The organism is Streptomyces sp. NPDC005808 (genome assembly GCF_042871385.1).
In the GTDB taxonomy this organism is placed as follows: domain Bacteria; phylum Actinomycetota; class Actinomycetes; order Streptomycetales; family Streptomycetaceae; genus Streptomyces.
Window position 1 is genome coordinate 166,912 of sequence record NZ_JBIAIK010000001.1, and the last position, 16,464, is coordinate 183,375.

Sequence of the window (16,464 nt, forward strand, 5' to 3'; positions counted from 1 at the left end):
AAGCAAGCGCACGCCAGCGCGAGCAACTCGTAAGACGGGGGAGAACCGCCATGTCCGGCAACACCATCACGGCCGTCACACCAACCGCCACGTCCGCGGCCCGCATCTCCGTGCCCGCCACACCCGCCTCGGTTCCCGCAGGCACAGGGACACGCCCACGGGCCCTCGCGCTCAGCCGTGCCGCGCGGGAACTCGATCTCAGGCGCAGGGAGTTCGATCTCGCCGTGCACCTCGGTTGCGTCCGGACTGTTCCCGACGAAGGGGGAGGCGGACGCCGAGTCTCCCGCACCGAGATCGACCGGGTGCGCTCCGCGGACGGCTATCCCGAGTCCCTGCGGAACCGCGTCAAAACCGTGGGTACGACCGAGGCCGCCGCCCTCATGGAGGTGACGACCGCCAGGTTCACGCGGCTGGCTCGGCTGGGTCTGGCGGTTCCGGTGGCCTTCTACCTCAACCGTTACCGTGCGGTCGTGTGGCTGTATCTGGCAGAAGAGCTGCGGCAGTTCGCGGCCGACAAGAACAATGCCAGGCTGCTGAGCGGCCGTACGCCCGAAGGACTCCGGGACCAGCTGGACGAAGGGCTGGACCTCCGTCCCCGTAACTGGCGGGGGCGACACATGGGATTCCTGTTGCGGCAGAGCGAGGACCCCTGGGAGCGGGCCGCGATCGTGGGGTCCCTGCTGAACCCGGTCGACGTGGCCGAGATCGTCAGGGATCCGTACGAGCGCGCATATGTGAATCGGCTCCGGCCCGAACGAGCCTCGCACGGCACACCCGACTCTCCCGCCGCACAGACCGCCTCGCGAATCATGACGGCGGGCGATCCCGACGAGATCAGCTGGCTCCGGGCCGACCTGGCGCAGCTGCTCGCCGAGGCCCGAGACCTCCGCCCCGCGCCGCGCCCTGTACCAAAGGCTTCACAGCTGACAGGCGCACAGCCGGCTTCTTCACCGTCCCCGGCCGCACAGCCGATGTCTTCTCAGCCAGTGCCGCTCCTCCTGCCGGACCGGCCCAAGCCCGAAGAGCCCGAGAAACCCGAAGCAGCCGAAAAATCCGAAGAGCCTGGGCGATCGTGGAAGCTGCTCGGCCGGCTGCGCCGCAAGAACCTCTGACCGCCCTGGGCAAATCCCTACAGAGCCCTGAAAAGCCCTTCCTGGACAACCGAGACGAGCAGGCGGCCCTGCAGGTCGTAGATGCGTCCGCGGGCCAGCCCGCGCCCACCCGTCGCGATCGGGGACTCCTGATCGTAGAGAAACCACTCGTCCGCGCGGAACGGCCGATGGAACCACATGGCGTGGTCCAGCGACGCCATGTCGAATCCTCGCGGACCCCACAGCGGTTCCACCGGAATGCGGACGGCGTCCAAGAGGGTCATGTCGCTCGCGTACGTGAGCGCGCAGGTGTGCACGAGCGGGTCGTCGCCCAGCGGCCCGACGGCGCGCATCCATACCGCGCTGCGCGGCTCGGCGTCCTTGATCTCCTCGGGCGTCCAGCGGAGCCGGTCCACATAGCGGATGTCGAAAGGCTGGCGCCGCGCCATGCGCTCCAACGCTTCGGGGAGAGTGCCCAGATGCTCCTTGATCTCCTGGGCCAACGTCGGCAGCGAGTCCGGATCAGGGACTTCGCGGGCCGGCGGCAGCTGATGCTCGAAGCTCCCTTCCTCAGGCTTGTGAAAGGAGGCGGTCAGATTGAAAATCGTGCGGCCCTGCTGCACGCCGGTGACGCGACGGGTGGTGAACGACCGCCCGTCCCGGACCCGTTCGACCTGGTACACGATCGGCACGCCCGGGATTCCCGGCCGCAGGAAGTACGCGTGCAGGGAGTGCACCGGCCGGTTGCCTTCCGTGGTGCGCCCGGCGGCGACCAAGGCCTGGCCGGCCACCTGGCCGCCGAACACCCGCTGCAGTGACTCCTGCGGGCTGCGGCCACGGAAGATGTTGACTTCGATCTGCTCAAGGTCGAGCAGGTCGACAAGGCGCTCGGCTGGATTCGTCATGTGTGGAGATCTCCTGTGCTCACAACTGGCCGACGTCGGTGACCCGGACGACCGCTCGGCCCTCGGCATCGGAGGCCGCGAGATCGACCTCCGCGCTGATGCCCCAGTCATGATCGCCATTCGGGTCGGCGAAGGTCTGACGGACGCGCCACAGGGCGTTCTGCGGCTCTTCCACGATCGACAGCAGTTTGGGTCCACGGGCGTCGGGGCCGGTGCCGAGGTCCTCGTACTCGTCCCAGTACTTGTCCATTGCCTCGCCCCAGGCATCGGCGTCCCAGCCGGAGTTGGCATCCAGCTCGCCGAGCTCGTTCACATGGTCGAGGGCGGCGAGTTCGACGCGCCTGAACATGGCGTTGCGGACGAGGACGCGGAAGGCGCGGGCGTTCGCGGAGACCGGCTTGACCTGGTCGGCCTTTTCCTGGGCCTCCTCTGCCGTCATCACCTCGGGGTTGGCGAGCTGTTCCCACTCGTCGAGGAGGCTGGAGTCGACCTGACGCACCATCTCACCCAGCCAGGCGATCAGGTCCTCCAGGTCATCGGACTTGAGGTCGTCCGGGACGGTGTGCTCAAGGGCCTTGTAGGCACTGGCGAGGTAGCGCAGGACGATGCCTTCGGTACGGGCGAGTTCGTAGTGGGAGACGAACTCCGTGAAAGTCATGGCCCGTTCGTACATGTCACGGATGACGGACTTGGGCGACAGCGGATGGTCACCGACCCACGGGTGGCTCTTGCGGTAGATGTTGTAGGCGTGGAAGAGCAGCTCTTCCAGGGGCTTGGGGTACGACACCTCCTGGAGCCGTTCCATGCGCTCCTCGTACTCGACGCCGTCCGCCTTCATCGCCCCCACGGCTTCGCCGCGCGCCTTGTTCTGCTGGGCTGCGAGGATCTGCCGCGGATCGTCCAGCGTGGACTCGACGACAGACACCATGTCCAGGGCGTACGAGGGGGATTCGGGCTCCAGGAGTTCGAATGCGGCGAGCGCGAAGGTCGACAGCGGCTGGTTGAGCGCGAAGTCATGCTGGAGATCGACGGTGAGGCGCACGATGCGGCCCTCGGCATCCGGCTTGTCGAGCTTCTCGACGACGCCGCCGTCGAGAAGCGAGCGGTAGATGGCGATCGCCCGCCGGATGTGGCGCAGTTGCTGCTTGCGGGGCTCGTGGTTGTCCTCCAGCAGATGCCGCATCGCCTCGAAAGCGTTCCCGGGCCTGGCGATCACCGAAAGGAGCATGGTGTGCGTGACACGGAAGCGGGAGGTCAGCGGCTCGGGCTCGGAGGTGATGAGTTTCTCGAAGGTGTTGTCCGTCCAGCCGACGAAGCCCTCGGGAGCCTTCTTGCGCACCACCTTGCGGCGCTTCTTCGGATCGTCGCCGGCCTTGGCGAGCGACTTCTCGTTCTCGATCACATGCTCGGGCGCCTGGGCGACGACGAAGCCCGCGGTGTCGAAGCCCGCCCGGCCGGCACGGCCGGCGATCTGGTGGAACTCGCGGGCGCGGAGGGTCCGGACCCGGGTGCCGTCGTACTTCGTCAGAGCCGTGAACAGCACGGTGCGAATAGGGACGTTGACGCCGACGCCGAGAGTGTCCGTACCGCAGATGACCTTCAGAAGGCCGGCCTGGGCCAGTTTCTCCACGAGACGTCGGTACTTGGGCAGCATGCCGGCGTGGTGCACGCCGATCCCGTGGCGCACGTAGCGGGAGAGGTTCTGGCCGAACTTGGTGGTGAAGCGGAAGTTGCCGATCAGGTCGGCGATCCGGTCCTTCTCCTCACGGGTGCACATGTTGATGCTCATCAGCGCCTGCGCCCGTTCCACCGCCTGGGCCTGCGTGAAGTGCACGATGTAGACGGGAGCCTGCTTGGTCGCCAGCAGCTCGGTGAGGGTCTCCGTCAGCGGGGTCAGCACGTATTCGTAGGACAGCGGCACGGGCCGGGTCGCCGAGCGGACCACCGACGTGGGACGGCCGGTGCGCCGGGTGAGGTCCTTCTCGAACATCGAGACGTCGCCGAGCGTCGCCGACATCAGGATGAACTGCGCCTGGGGCAGTTCCAGGATCGGGATCTGCCAGGCCCAGCCGCGGTCGCCCTCGGCGTAGAAGTGGAACTCGTCCATCACGACCTGGCCGACGTCGGCGTGCTTGCCGTCGCGCAGCGCGATCGAAGCCAGTACCTCGGCGGTACAGCAGATGATGGGCGCGTCGGCGTTCACGGAGGCGTCCCCGGTCAGCATGCCGACGTTCTCTGTGCCGAACATCTTGCACAGCTCGAAGAACTTCTCCGAGACGAGCGCCTTGATCGGTGCCGTGTAGAAGGTGACCTCGTCGCGCGCGAGCGCCGCGAAGTGCGCGCCCGCGGCGATCATGCTCTTGCCCGAGCCGGTGGGTGTCGAGACGATCACGTTCGCACCCGAAACCACCTCGATCAGCGCCTCCTCCTGGTGGGGATAGAGGGTGAGACCGCGTTCTTCGACCCACGACTCGAAGGCTTCGTAAAGGGCGTCGGGATCTGCGGTCTGCGGCAGCTGATCGATAAGGGTCACGCCCCCATCTTGCCTGTGAACCCACTCGATGCGGGAATCGGATGCCGGTCCGAAGATCGCGAACGTTACGCTGTGCCGCCGACGAAGTGTCAGCGCATGCGGGCAACTGGACAGCGGCACAAGAGGAATGGGGCGGGGAACGGCCATGATGGGACCAGCACACTCACTGTCGGGAGCTGCGGCCTGGCTCGGCGTCGGAGCGGCGGCGGCAGCCGCCGGTCATGCCATGCCCTGGCCGGTCCTTCTGGTCGGCGCGCTGATCTGCGCGGGGGCGGCGCTAGCCCCCGACCTGGACCACAAGGCGGCCACCATCTCGCGTGCCTTCGGGCCTGTGTCCAAGTGGCTGTGCGAGGTCGTCGACAAGCTCTCGTACGCCGTCTACAAGGGGACACGCAAGCCGGGCGACCCGCGCCGCTCCGGCGGTCATCGAACGCTGACGCACACCTGGCTGTGGGCGGTGCTGCTGGGCGTGGGCTCTTCGGTCGCCGCGATCACGGGAGGCCGCTGGGCGGTCCTGGGCATCCTGTTCGTGCACCTGGTGCTCGCCATCGAGGGGCTGCTCTGGCGGGCGACCCGCGGTTCCAGCGCCGACGTCCTGGTCTGGTTGCTGGCCGCGACCAGTGCCTGGATCCTCGCGGGAACCCTGGACAAGCCGGGCAACGGCTCGGACTGGCTGTTCACGGCCCCGGGCCAGGAGTACCTGTGGCTCGGGCTGCCGGTCGTCCTGGGCGCTCTGGTCCACGACATCGGGGACGCGCTGACGGTCTCGGGCTGCCCGATCCTGTGGCCGATCCCGGTCGGCCGCAAGCGCTGGTACCCGATCGGCCCGCCCAAGATGCTGCGCTTCCGGGCCGGCAGCTGGGTGGAGCTCAAGGTGCTGATGCCGGTGTTCATACTGCTGGGCGGGGTGGGGTGTGCGGCGGCGCTCAATGTGTTCTGAGCCGCAGCCGTCGGGGGAGCAGCCCCAGAGCCCGTCTGACAATTCCCGTCCGCCTTGCGACGCCATGCACGCTCCCCCACCGCCTTAAGGGTGTGGGAGGTGCCCCCACTCGCCGCACCGGGCGCGGACCCACGTATGTCCAGTACGCGGGCCCACGCCCGGTCCCTGACGGAGACGCTCACGAGCGGGTTGAAGGGGCCGAGGCCCCGCTACCTGCCGTGAAGGATGGTCATGGTTCGTGGACTCCGTGTCGGGGGCCTGAGGCTGAATCCGCGTATCCCGGCGGTGATGTCGTGGCGTACGCCGCCGGGACGCATCGGCTCACCGGTGGGTCAGTTGGCCAGAGAGACCCGCTCTACGTGGGCGACCTTGACGGATGCGATGTCGGACACACTGTGGTCGCCTGCGAGCTCGGCGTAGTCGCCGAACTCTCCGGTGTCGGCGTCGATCTTGCCGGGACCGAGGTGGGTCGCGCTGACGAACGACTGGCCGACGAACTCGCCGTCCTCGTCGAAGCCGTTGACGATCACGGCGTAGTTGGCAGGTTCGTCGCCCTCGTTAGTGATCTTGTATATGAACTCGTAGGCGACGCTGGCGTCGCAGTCGTTGTAGGTGAACTCGTCGGCGTCGTCGCATACCTCACCGTCTTCGAGAAGGCTGTTCTCGCTCTCCGTGATCTTGCCGCCCGTGACCTCGACGTGGCTCATCGGGTCGTCACCGTCAGCCAGGGCCCGCCAGGTGATCCCTCCGCCGACGAGCAGGACCGCGACGGTGACGGCGGCTATGAGGGCCAGCTTGCGAGGGTGACGCTGGGGGCCGGCCGTGGCGGCCGCAGGAACGGTGGGCGGTGCCGTGGGGAACGACGGCTGCGTGGCAGTTGCCAGGACCGGGGCCTGGGCCGCGGTCCCGGGTCTCTCGGGCGTGTGGTCGGTCATATGGCGACTCCTTGTCAGGACGATGTGGGCTGTGGGCTGGTATCGGCGCGCGTCTGGGCGGATCGGACAGTGGGTCAGGCAGAAGCCGCGGCGTCGTTGTGTATGTGCCTCATCACACGGAGCCGCCGCTGTGGGCACAGATGGAAACTGGCGTGCTGCTACGCGACTGACGCGCTCCGTCAGTGGCGACCGATTCCTGCCGTCCGCGGGTGGGCCGCGGATGCGGGCACATGCAGCAGCCCGCTCTCCGCGGCCACACTGCGTAGCAGTTCGATCGGCTGGTGGTGCGGGATCTTGATCCCCGCCCGGCTGGTGAGGAGTGGGCCGCCGTGTACGGGGTCGCGGGGAGGGCGTCGGTGCGGAAGGTAGGCGTTGACCACGCTGCGGACCACCGCTGGGAGCCGTACGAGACGCTGATGGCCGCCGGAGTCGTACAGCCGCAGGGTGTCGGGGCCGCCACCGATGTCACGGACGGTCGTGAGGTCGTCGAGGGTGATGCGCACGATCTCGGCAGACCGAAGGCCCAGGCCGACCTGCAGATAGCCGCAGACACGGTCCAGGCGAGGCTGTGGTGAGTCGGTCCGTCGCCGCTCGTCGAGGGCGGCGAGCAGGACCGCGGACTGCCAGGGGTCCAAGCGGGACGGGGTGAGCTGTGCGGCACTGGTCAGCCGGGGACCGCGCGCCGCCGGGTTGTACGGGAGCGCGTTCTGGCACTCGGCGTAGGCGTAGAAGGAACGAACTGCGGAGATCCGTTGCGCAGTTGATCTATGGGGTGCTCCGGGCACGTGCGCCCACAGCGCGATGTGCTGAGCGGCGACTCTGTCCCACCCGAGGCCCTCCTCGGCGCAATGAGCAAGCCAACGCGCGGCGGAACGCCGGTAGTTCTCGCAAACACGGGCCGGATAGGTGTTCGTATTCAGCCACTCCTGGAGCATGTCCCGAGGTTCCCAGTCCAGCATCCGCACCTCCCCGCCCATCGTCCCACGCGGAGGGAGCCTGCGTGCTCGGTTGGAGATCCGTCCACTTCACACGCGGCGACCATGCCGGAAGCATGCATGCGAGGGGATGACGCGGCCCTTTGACCGCCCGCCCGGGAGGTCCAGAGCCCATAGGGCCGTGAGGTTTCCGCGCATGCGGTCTCTGCTACGCGCGCTGTGCTTGCCTGCGGGAGATCCCGCCCACCGGGTGCGTACCAGCCGACTGGAGCTACTTCGCCCTGGAGTGTGAGCGGCCCGGTGCGACGCTGCTCGACGCGGTGAGTGACCACGAAGCCGGCGAGCAGCAGGCCGTCATCAGCGGCTGCGGGACGAGCGACCGCGGCAGCCCGTCACGCCCCGTCGGCCTGCTGCCCGGCACCCCCGTACCGCCGCTCGAACTGAGCGATCCGTCCCTCCGTGTCCACTGTCCGCGCCTTGCCCGTGTAGAACGGATGGCTCTCCGAGGAGATCTCGACGTCCACGACGGGGTAGGTCTCGCCGTCGTCCCAATCGATGGTCCTGTCGCTCGTCGCGGTGGAGCGGGTGAGGAAGGCGTAGCCGGCGGCGCGGTCGCGGAAGACGACGGGGTGGTAGTCGGGCTGCTTGTCCTGCTGCATGGTGGATGCTCCTTGCGGGGGAGTGGTGGGGCCCGGTCAGCCGTACGGCGAGTCCTCGTCGACGATGTGCATCGCGGCCTCCTCGGCGGAGGCCGCGGCGCCGTCGATGCCTATGTCCGTGGCGATGAGCCCGCTCTCCTCGTCCTCGTGCGCTCCTTCGTCGGGAGCCACGAGACGGCCGGAGCGCAGGGTGCCCACCTCGTTGTCGAGAGGTTCGCCGTCGGAGCTCTGGCAGTCGCCGATGCCGTCTCCGTCGGGTTCGGCGATGTCGGGGACTTCCTCCGCGAGACGCTGGTCCAGGGTCTCGCCCTGGTGGCGTTCCGCGGCGGTCACCCCGGAGTGCTCCACGGCCCACGGCCGCTCCGGCGGTGACCAGCCCCGGTCGAGGGGGTCACCGACTCCGTCGGCGTCGAGGGTGTCCTCGGCGTCGAGCAGCCCCGCGTCGTCCTGCACCTCGGACCCGTCGGGCTGGTAGACGTCGTCTCCCCATCCGTCGGAGCTGTCCACGGCTACCTCCAGGTGGTGCGGGCCGGGCCCGGTAGCGCCGCGCTCGACGGCGGGCGCGCGGGCCGCTGGACACAGGCGTCGACCGGTGCGATCCGGGTGGTTTCCGGGGATTCCCCGGGCCGGTGTCCACGTCCAGCCTTCCACCCCCCTTCGGCACCGCGCAACGCCACACGGTCCGACCATGTGCGCCCATGGGTGTCCAGGGGCGCACATGGCCCGGGCCCGGCCCGCTCACTCACCCGTGCCAGGACCGCCACAGTGCCGCGTACGCACCGTCGGCGGCGACCAACTGGTCGTGGCCGCCGAGCTCGCTGATGCGGCCGTTCTCGACGACGGCGATGATGTCCGCGTCGTGAGCGGTGTGCAGCCGGTGGGCGATGGCGACCACGGTGCGGCCGTCGAGGACGCGGGCCAGGGAGCGTTCCAGGTGACGGGCCGCGCGCGGGTCCAGGAGCGAGGTCGCCTCGTCCAGGACCAGCGTGTGCGGATCGGCGAGCACCAGCCGGGCCAGCGCGATCTGCTGGGCCTGGGCCGGAGTCAGCGCCAGCCCGCCCGAGCCGACCTCGGTGTCCAGGCCGTCGTCCAGTGCCCGAGCCCAGCCGTCCGCGTCGACCGCGCCGAGTGCTGCCCACAGCTCGGCGTCGACGGCACCCGTCCGGGCGAGCAGCAGGTTGTCGCGCAGGGAGCCCACGAAGACGTGGTGCTCCTGGTTGACCAGGGCCACGTGGGAGCGCACATCCTCGGCGGGCATCCGCGACAGCTCCGCGCCGCCCAGGGTGATCCGCCCGTTCCGGGGTGCGTAGATCCCGGCGAGCAGGCGGCCCAGGGTGGACTTGCCCGCGCCGGAGGGGCCGACCAGGGCGAGCCGGGTACCGGGCGCGACCGCCAAAGAGACGTCCCGCAGGACGTCCACGCCGGCGCGGTAGCTGAAGTGCACCTGGTCCGCGCGCACGTCACGCCCGTCCGGAGCGACCCCTGGGTCTCCTGCGGCGGGCTCGATGTCCCGGACACCGACCAGACGGGCCAGCGAGACCTGGGCGACCTGCAACTCGTCGTACCAGCGCAGGATCAGTCCCACCGGGTCGACGAGCATCTGCGCGATGAGCGCGCCTGTCGTCAGCTGGCCCACGCTGATCCAGTCCTGCAGGACGAACGCTCCGCCGACCATCAGGACCGAGCAGATGACCGTGACGTGGGTGACGCTGACGACGGGGAAGAGCACCGAGCGCAGGAAGAGCGTGTAGCGCTCCCAGGAGGTCCACTCCTTGACCCGGCGGTCGGACAGGTCGATGCGGCGCTTGCCCAGCCGGTGAGCCTCGATGGTGCGCCCGGCGTCCACGGTTTCGGCCAGGACGCCGGCAACGGCGGCGTAGCCTGCGGCCTCCGAGCGGTAGGCGGAGGGCGCGCGCTTGAAGTACCAGCGGCATCCGACCACCAGGAGCGGTACGGCGATCAGCACGGCGGGGGCGAGCGGCGGCGCCGTCACCGCCAGTCCGCCGAGCAGCAACGCAGCCCATACGACGCCGATGGCCAGCTGGGGCACGGCCTCGCGCATCGCGTTGGCGAGCCGGTCGATGTCCGTGGTGATGCGGGACAGCAGATCGCCCGTTCCGGCACGTTCCAGCACGCCGGGCGGCAGTCCGACCGACCGTACGAGGAAGTCCTCGCGCAGGTCGGCCAGCATTCGCTCGCCGAGCATGGCGCCGCGCAGCCGCACCTGACGTACGAACAGGGTCTGTATGACGAGGGCGAGGACGAACAGCGCGATCGTGCGTTCCAGATGGAGTTCACGCGCGTGGTCCGAGACCCCTTCGACGAGCGAGCCCAGCAGGTAGGGGCCGGCCATCGAGGCCACGACGGCCACGGTGTTGACGGTGATGAGCAGCAGGAAGGCCCGTCGGTGCCGTTGGAACAGTTCGGCCACGTAGGCGCGCACGGTCGCGGGGGCGCCGACGGGCAGCGTGTTCGCCGTCGTCGGAGCCGCCGGATCGTATGCCGGTGGCGCCAGGCCGATCATGCGGTCTCCTCGATTTCTTCGAATACGTCTTCGATCACGTCTGCGTCGATCTCTTCCAGCGCGGCTTCCGCTTTGAGCACGTCTGCCAGTGCGCCGCCCGCGGAGGTCTCTTCGTCGGTCTCCCGGGTCACCACGGCCCGGTACCTCGGCTCGCTGTGGAGCAGCTCGCGGTGTACGCCGACCGCCGCGACCTCGCCCTCGTGGACCAGTACGACACGGTCGGCGTGGTCCAGGAGCAGCGGCGAGGAAGTGAAGACCACGGTGGTGCGGCCGGTGCGCAGGGCGCTCACACCGTCGGCGATCCGTGCCTCGGTGTGCGAGTCGACGGCGGAGGTCGGCTCGTCCAGGACGAGCACCTCGGGATCGGTGACCAGCGACCTGGCCAGCGCGAGACGCTGGCGTTGGCCGCCCGACAGTGAGCGGCCACGTTCGGTGACGTGGGCGTCCATCGGGTCCTCCGCGTCCAGCGACCCCTCGCCGAGCGCGTCCAGCACGTCGCCGCACTGCGCGGCTGCCAGCGCCTCGGCTGCGCTCACCGTGCCCGACGAGGGCACGTCGAGCAGCTCGCGCAGCGAGCCGGACAGCAGCACCGGGTCCTTGTCCTGGACGAGGACGGCGGTGCGGGCCGAGTCGAGAGGCAGTTCGTCCAGCGGGACTCCGCCGAGGAGCGCCGAAGTGCCCTCGACTCCGGGATGTCCGCCCAGCCGCCCGGCGAGCAGTCCCGCCATGTCCGGGTCGCCGCACACCACCGCGGTGAGCTGCCCGGCGGGCGCGAGCAGCCCGGTCGCCGGGTCGTACAGATCCCCGACGGGCACCTCTGCCGATCGTGACCCGTCGCTGTCCATGGCGCGTTCGAGAGACAGCACCCGGGCCGCTCGCTTGGCGGACGGGCGTGAGAAGGAGTACGCCATGGCGATCTCCTCGAAGTGCCGCAGCAGGTAGCTGAGCAGCATGACCGCGCTGTAGACGGTGACGAGTTCGCCGACCGTGATCCGGCCGTCGCGGGCCAGACCCACGCCGTGCCAGATGACGGCGATCAGCAGCAGACCGGGTAGCAGCACCTGGATCGCCGAGATCAGCGACCACATCCGGGCACTGCGTACGGCCGCGTGGCGGACTTCCTGGGAGGCGCGGCGGTAGCGGTCGAGGAACAGTTCCTCGCCGCCGATGCCACGCAGCACCCGCAGGCCCGCGACGGTGTCCGAGGCCAGCTCGGTGGCGCGGCCGGCCTTCTCGCGCTGGAAGTCGGCGCGCCGGGTGGCACGGGGCAGCAGTGGCAGTACGGCGAGTGCCAGGACGGGCACCCCCACGGCGACGATCACGCCGAGCGCCGGCTGGTACACGACCAGACCGATACAGGCCAGCACGACGGTGAGCGCCGCCGCCGTGAACCGGGACACCGCCTCCACGAACCAGCCGATCTTCTCGACGTCACCCGTGGAGACCGAGGCGACCTCGCCGGCCGCGACCCGGCGGGTCAGCGCGGAGCCGAGCTGGGCGGTCTTGCGGGCGAGCAGCTGCTGGACGCGTGCCGCGGCCATGATCCAGTTGGTGACCGCCGCGCGGTGCAGCATGGTCTCGCCCAGCGCGATGCCCGCCCCGCACAGCACCATCACTCCGCCGGCCAGCGCCAGCCGCGAGCCGGAGCGGTCGACGACTGCCTGGACGGCGAGGCCCACGCAGAACGGCAGCGCGGAGACCGACACGAAGTGCAGCAGCCCCCAGGCGAGGGCCTTGAACTGCCCGCCGAGCTGATTTCGGCCGAGCCACCAGAGGAATCGGGGACCCGAGCGCGCGTCGGGCACCCCGGGGTCGGGGTACGGAAGGTCTTGAATCTGCATGACGTCCCAGGGGCTCGTGTCAGGCGGGAGGGGGTCGCGGAATCGCGGTCGGTCGACTGCGGGGCTCGGCAACTGTCGGCAACAAACCGTGAAAGGTTCGCGTCGCAGCGTGGTCGGAAGCAAACGATTTTTCGCCCCAGGGCAAGGAATCGGCCGCGGCGTTCTTCCGTACACCGGAACGGCGTCACGCGGTCGTGGTGAGGGGCGACAAGACGGACCTGAGGGCCCGAGTGAGGAGAGTGTGACGGGAGAGGCCGTTGCGGCCGGCGCCAACTCCCCGTAGAACACCGCTCATGAGAAGACGGATCATCATGTCCATGCTCTCCGGAGTGACCCTCCTGGCGAGCACCCTTTTGGGAGCGAGCCCGGCGTCCGCCGCCCGATCCGCCGACCCACCCGCCGAGTTCGGCACCGACTGGCACGACCCGCTGACCGCAGCGCCACCCGTCACCAAGCCCGACACGCGGTCATGTGAAGTCACCGTGGCCCAGGCCCAGTTCAAGGACTTCACGCCGTACGAGGGCAGCTACGCGCCGCCCGGCGACTGCGGTGACCGCTGGAGCAAGGTCGTGCTGCGGCTCGAGGGCAACGTCAAGGGACGGCAGTTCGACCGTCTCGGCTACCTCCACATCGGCGGCGTCGAGATCTTCCGTACGTCCACTCCCCAGCCCTCGCCCGACGGCATCGAGTGGTCGGTCGAGAAGGACGTCACGCGGTACAGCGAAACCCTGCGCGCGCAGCAGCCCGTCGAGATGCTCATCGGCAACGTCGTCGACAGCACGTACACCGGCATCATCGACGTCAAGGTCACGCTGACCTTCTACGCCGCCGAGGGCACCGACGAGCAGGCCACGGCCGAGACCCCCGACCGCGTCCTCACTCTCCAGGACGGCGCCCTCACCACACCGCGCAACAGCGAGCGCATCGTCGCCGAGGTGTACGCGACCGGATCCGGCGGCGGCTGCGAGGAGTACTGGTATCTGACGGTTCCCGCATCGGCGCCGTACTCCTGCGAGGCCGACAACGGCCCCTACCGGGAGGTGCAGATCAAGGTCGACGGTCAACTCGCCGGTATCGCGGAGCCGTTCCCGACCGTGTGGACGGGCGGCTGGTCCAACCCTTTCCTCTGGTACGTGATTCCGGGTCCGCGCGCTTTTGACATCAAGCCCATCGAGTACGACCTGACGCCATTCGCGGGACTCCTCAACGACGGTCGCCCGCACCGCATCGATGTCTCCGTCGTCGGTGTCCCCGAGGGGCAGACCGGATGGAGCGCCCCGGTCAATGTGCTCGTCTGGCAGGACGCGAACAAGGAGCACGTGAGCGGTGCGCTGACGGAGGCCAAGGCAGGCACCCTCGCCAACTCCTCGACGTACACACCCGGTTCGGAACACCGTCTGGATACCGAGGGCAGCCACCGGCTGACGGTCGCCGGGTACGTCGACACCTCGCACGGCCGGGTGAAGACCACGGTGAGCCGCAAGCTGGCGAACACCTCCGTGCACCGCTGGACCGACGGTGAGAACACGGACGGTCTCAAGGCCACCTGGACCGACGACGAGACGGTCACCGTCGACGGGCGGGGGCCGGCCACCGTGACCCGCACGCAGCGGACGTACACGATGGACGGGACGACCACGCTGGGCGCGGACGACCGGCTGCGCACCGTTCTGACGCTCGGCGATCGGGCGGCGGTCGATGAGAAGCGTGGCGGGCGGCGCACCGCGTGGTCACGGCTCGACGACACCTACGCGGGCGATACGACGTATACAGCGAACGTGCCGCGTGACCAGCGCCACGCGGTTGGTTCGACCAGCGAGCACTACCGGCTGTACGGCTCGGCGGGTTGCCATGACCGCAGCGTGGCCACCGTGCAGGGCGTACTGACCGTGGACCGGACCGGCTGCTGAGGCGGGAGGGGGACGGGGAGGCGTCGCGTGTCACGTCCATGATTTACATGGACGTGACACGGAGGTCTCCAGCGGAATTAATCACTCCTCAATAGTGATCACCGCGGAAGCGGTTTTCCGCATACCAGAAGTCTGCTCGGAGGAGTGCCCGTGCCGCCGTCTGTACCGTCCCCGCGACGCGTCGCACACATACTGCGTACCTCACTGTTCGCGCAGGTCGCCTGCGCGCTCGTGCTCGGAATCATCGTCGGGAAGTTGTGGCCGGGCACGGCCGCTGACCTTCAGCCGCTCGGCGACGGTTTCACCCGGCTCATCAAGACGATCATCTCGCCCCTGGTGTTCTGCGTGGTCGTCGTCGGTATCGCGAAGGCCGGCGACCTCAAGGCGTTCGGCCGGATCGGGCTCAAGGCCCTGATCTGGTTCGAGGTCGCGAGCACGGCCGCCCTCTTCATCGGTCTCGTGGCCGCCAATGTCGTCCAGCCCGGCTCGGGCATGAACGTCGACCCGTCCACACTTGACACCTCGGCGGTCGACGCGAAGACCGGTGGCGGTTCACTGCCCTCGACGACGGAGTTCGTCCTCAACGCGCTGCCCACCAGTTTCATCGGAGCCTTCGCCGAGAACGAGCTCCTTCAAGTGCTCATCCTGGCCTGCCTGGTGGGCGCCGCGCTGCTGCACCTGGGTCACACCAGGGTGCCGCAGGTCCTGCCCGCCATCGAGCAGGCCCAGGAGATCATCTTCGCGGTCGTCGGCTTCATCATGCGGCTCGCCCCGATCGCGGTGTTCGGTGCGATGGCCGTCCTCATCGGCCAGTACGGGCTCGGCGTGATCGAGACGTACGCCAAGCTGATCATCCTGTGCTACGCCGCCGCCGCGCTCTTCGTCGCGCTGCTCAGCGTCGCGCTCAAGTTGGTCACCGGGCTCAGCCTGTGGAAGTTCGTCCGCTACATCCGTGAGGAGATCCTCCTCGCGCTCGGCACCGCCTCCACCGAGTCGGTCATGCCGCGGGTGATGCAGAAGCTGCGCCGGGCCGGCGCCCGTGACGACGCCGTGGGTCTGGTGCTGCCGACGGGCTACTCCTTCAACCTCGATGGTGCCTCGCTCTACCTGTCCATCGGCACGCTGTTCATCGCGCAGGCCGTGGGTGTGGACCTCAGTCTGGGCCAGCAGATCACCGTGATCCTCGTGCTCATGCTGACCAGCAAGGGCATGGCGGGCATTCCCGGTTCGGCATTCCTCGCGCTGTCCGCGACCGCGTCCTCCCTGGGAGCCATCCCGGCCGGCGCCGTCGCCCTGCTTCTGGGTGTCGACCGCATCATGGACTCGATGCGCGTCGTGACGAACCTGCTGGGCAACTGCGTCGCGGTCTTCGCCGTGTCCCGCTGGGAGGGCGCGCTGGACGTGGACCGGGCGAAGAAGGTGCTGGACGGGGAGATCGTGTTCGTGGCGGAAGACGAAGCGGAGCCCGAGGCGCCGGTGCGGGAGCCTCAGTTGGTCAAGGCCGGCGTTCCCGCGCAAGCGGGCGAGGTCGACGTGCCCGCTGAGAAGGCCATGGAGCCCGCACCCGAGGTCGGTTGACCGAAGCAGTCCCAGGCAACGGGCTGCGGCGCAGACTCCAGCGGTACGGAGTCTGCGCCGCAGCCCGTTGCGTCGTATCTCGGGGCCTGATCCGGCCCGTGCGAAGTGGCGGAGCTCAGCACAGCCGTGCACTTCAGCAGCCGTGCTGTCGTCCGGTCAGCAGTCGTGCTGCCGCCCGGGCGCCCCGTCCACCAGTGTGTTCAACAGCCCGCCGAGCACCTCGCGCTGCTCGTCCGTGAGGGGAGCGAGGATCTCGTCCGCGGCCGACCGGCGAGCGGCGCGCAGCTCGCCCAGCGCCTTGCGGCCATCGTCCGTGACCTCGATGCGGATCACCCGGCGGTTGGTGGGATCGGGTACCCGGCGCACCTTGCCGCTCGTCTCCAGGCCGTCGACCAGAGTGGTCACGGCGCGGGGCACCACTTCCAGGCGCTCGGCCAGATCGGCCATGCGGGGCGGTGAGCCGTAGTGCGCGAGCGTGCGCAGCAGGCGGGACTGGGCCGGTGTGATGCCCAGCTCGCGATGCTCCAGATGGTGCTTCTGGATGCGGTGCACTCGGCGCGTCAGCCGCAGCAGCTGCTCAGCGAGCAAGCCGTCGACATCGGGGGTGGTCATG

At 69.1% G+C, this 16,464-nt stretch carries 13 protein-coding genes; 4 read left to right on the top strand and 9 right to left on the bottom strand.

The window, feature by feature from the left end; all coding sequences use genetic code 11:
• Positions 1–50: 50 nt before the first annotated feature.
• Complete coding sequence (locus tag ACFYPC_RS00805; protein WP_388668516.1) at positions 51–1,112, top strand: DUF6397 family protein; 1,062 nt, start codon at positions 51–53, stop codon at positions 1,110–1,112.
• Between the two features lie 17 nt (positions 1,113–1,129).
• On the opposite strand, the gene ACFYPC_RS00810 is transcribed toward ACFYPC_RS00805, so the two are convergent.
• Together ACFYPC_RS00810 and ACFYPC_RS00815 are read right to left on the bottom strand one after the other, a co-directional pair.
• Positions 1,130–1,996: an acyl-CoA thioesterase gene (locus ACFYPC_RS00810; RefSeq protein WP_388668519.1), complete on the bottom strand. Its 867-nt coding sequence runs from the start codon at positions 1,994–1,996 to the stop codon at positions 1,130–1,132.
• A 19-nt stretch (positions 1,997–2,015) separates the two neighbouring features.
• Positions 2,016–4,529 carry a DEAD/DEAH box helicase gene (locus ACFYPC_RS00815; RefSeq protein WP_388668521.1) on the bottom strand — a complete coding sequence of 838 codons (2,514 nt, stop codon included), beginning with the start codon at positions 4,527–4,529 and terminating at the stop codon, positions 2,016–2,018.
• Between the two features lie 145 nt (positions 4,530–4,674).
• Between ACFYPC_RS00815 and ACFYPC_RS00820 the strand changes: the two genes are divergently transcribed.
• Complete coding sequence (locus tag ACFYPC_RS00820) at positions 4,675–5,469, top strand: metal-dependent hydrolase (protein WP_388668524.1); 795 nt, start codon at positions 4,675–4,677, stop codon at positions 5,467–5,469.
• Positions 5,470–5,801: 332 nt separating this feature from the next.
• On the opposite strand, the gene ACFYPC_RS00825 is transcribed toward ACFYPC_RS00820, so the two are convergent.
• The 6 genes from ACFYPC_RS00825 to ACFYPC_RS00850 form a co-directional block, all read right to left on the bottom strand.
• Positions 5,802–6,404 carry a hypothetical protein gene (locus tag ACFYPC_RS00825; protein ID WP_388668527.1) on the bottom strand — a complete coding sequence of 201 codons (603 nt, stop codon included), beginning with the start codon at positions 6,402–6,404 and terminating at the stop codon, positions 5,802–5,804.
• A 179-nt stretch (positions 6,405–6,583) separates the two neighbouring features.
• Entirely contained in the window at positions 6,584–7,363 is a 780-nt protein-coding gene (locus ACFYPC_RS00830) for a tyrosine-type recombinase/integrase (RefSeq protein ID WP_388668530.1), read from the bottom strand.
• A 368-nt stretch (positions 7,364–7,731) separates the two neighbouring features.
• Complete coding sequence (locus ACFYPC_RS00835; RefSeq protein ID WP_388668533.1) at positions 7,732–7,998, bottom strand: type B 50S ribosomal protein L31; 267 nt, start codon at positions 7,996–7,998, stop codon at positions 7,732–7,734.
• 36 nt (positions 7,999–8,034) lie between these two features.
• Positions 8,035–8,505, bottom strand: coding sequence for a DUF5709 domain-containing protein (locus ACFYPC_RS00840; protein ID WP_388668536.1), 471 nt, complete (start codon positions 8,503–8,505; stop codon positions 8,035–8,037).
• A gap of 235 nt (positions 8,506–8,740) precedes the next feature.
• The gene (locus ACFYPC_RS00845; RefSeq protein ID WP_388668539.1) at positions 8,741–10,522 is read right to left on the bottom strand and encodes an ABC transporter ATP-binding protein; all 1,782 of its coding nucleotides are present in this window, start codon (positions 10,520–10,522) and stop codon (positions 8,741–8,743) included.
• On the bottom strand, positions 10,519–12,363 hold the full coding sequence (locus tag ACFYPC_RS00850; RefSeq protein WP_388668542.1) for an ABC transporter transmembrane domain-containing protein: 1,845 nt from the start codon (positions 12,361–12,363) through the stop codon (positions 10,519–10,521). Before ACFYPC_RS00850 ends, ACFYPC_RS00845 begins: the two co-directional genes overlap by 4 nt.
• Positions 12,364–12,656: 293 nt before the next feature.
• Here ACFYPC_RS00850 and ACFYPC_RS00855 point away from each other — a divergent pair, with 293 nt between their 5' ends.
• The gene (locus ACFYPC_RS00855; RefSeq protein WP_388668545.1) at positions 12,657–14,273 is read left to right on the top strand and encodes a peptide-N4-asparagine amidase; all 1,617 of its coding nucleotides are present in this window, start codon (positions 12,657–12,659) and stop codon (positions 14,271–14,273) included.
• A 150-nt stretch (positions 14,274–14,423) separates the two neighbouring features.
• Positions 14,424–15,851 (top strand): cation:dicarboxylate symporter family transporter, encoded by a 1,428-nt coding sequence (locus ACFYPC_RS00860; protein ID WP_388668548.1) that lies wholly within the window; start codon positions 14,424–14,426, stop codon positions 15,849–15,851.
• A gap of 156 nt (positions 15,852–16,007) precedes the next feature.
• Here ACFYPC_RS00860 and ACFYPC_RS00865 read toward each other — a convergent pair whose 3' ends face one another.
• Positions 16,008–16,463 carry a MarR family winged helix-turn-helix transcriptional regulator gene (locus ACFYPC_RS00865; RefSeq protein WP_388668551.1) on the bottom strand — a complete coding sequence of 152 codons (456 nt, stop codon included), beginning with the start codon at positions 16,461–16,463 and terminating at the stop codon, positions 16,008–16,010.
• Position 16,464: the final 1 nt, after the last annotated feature.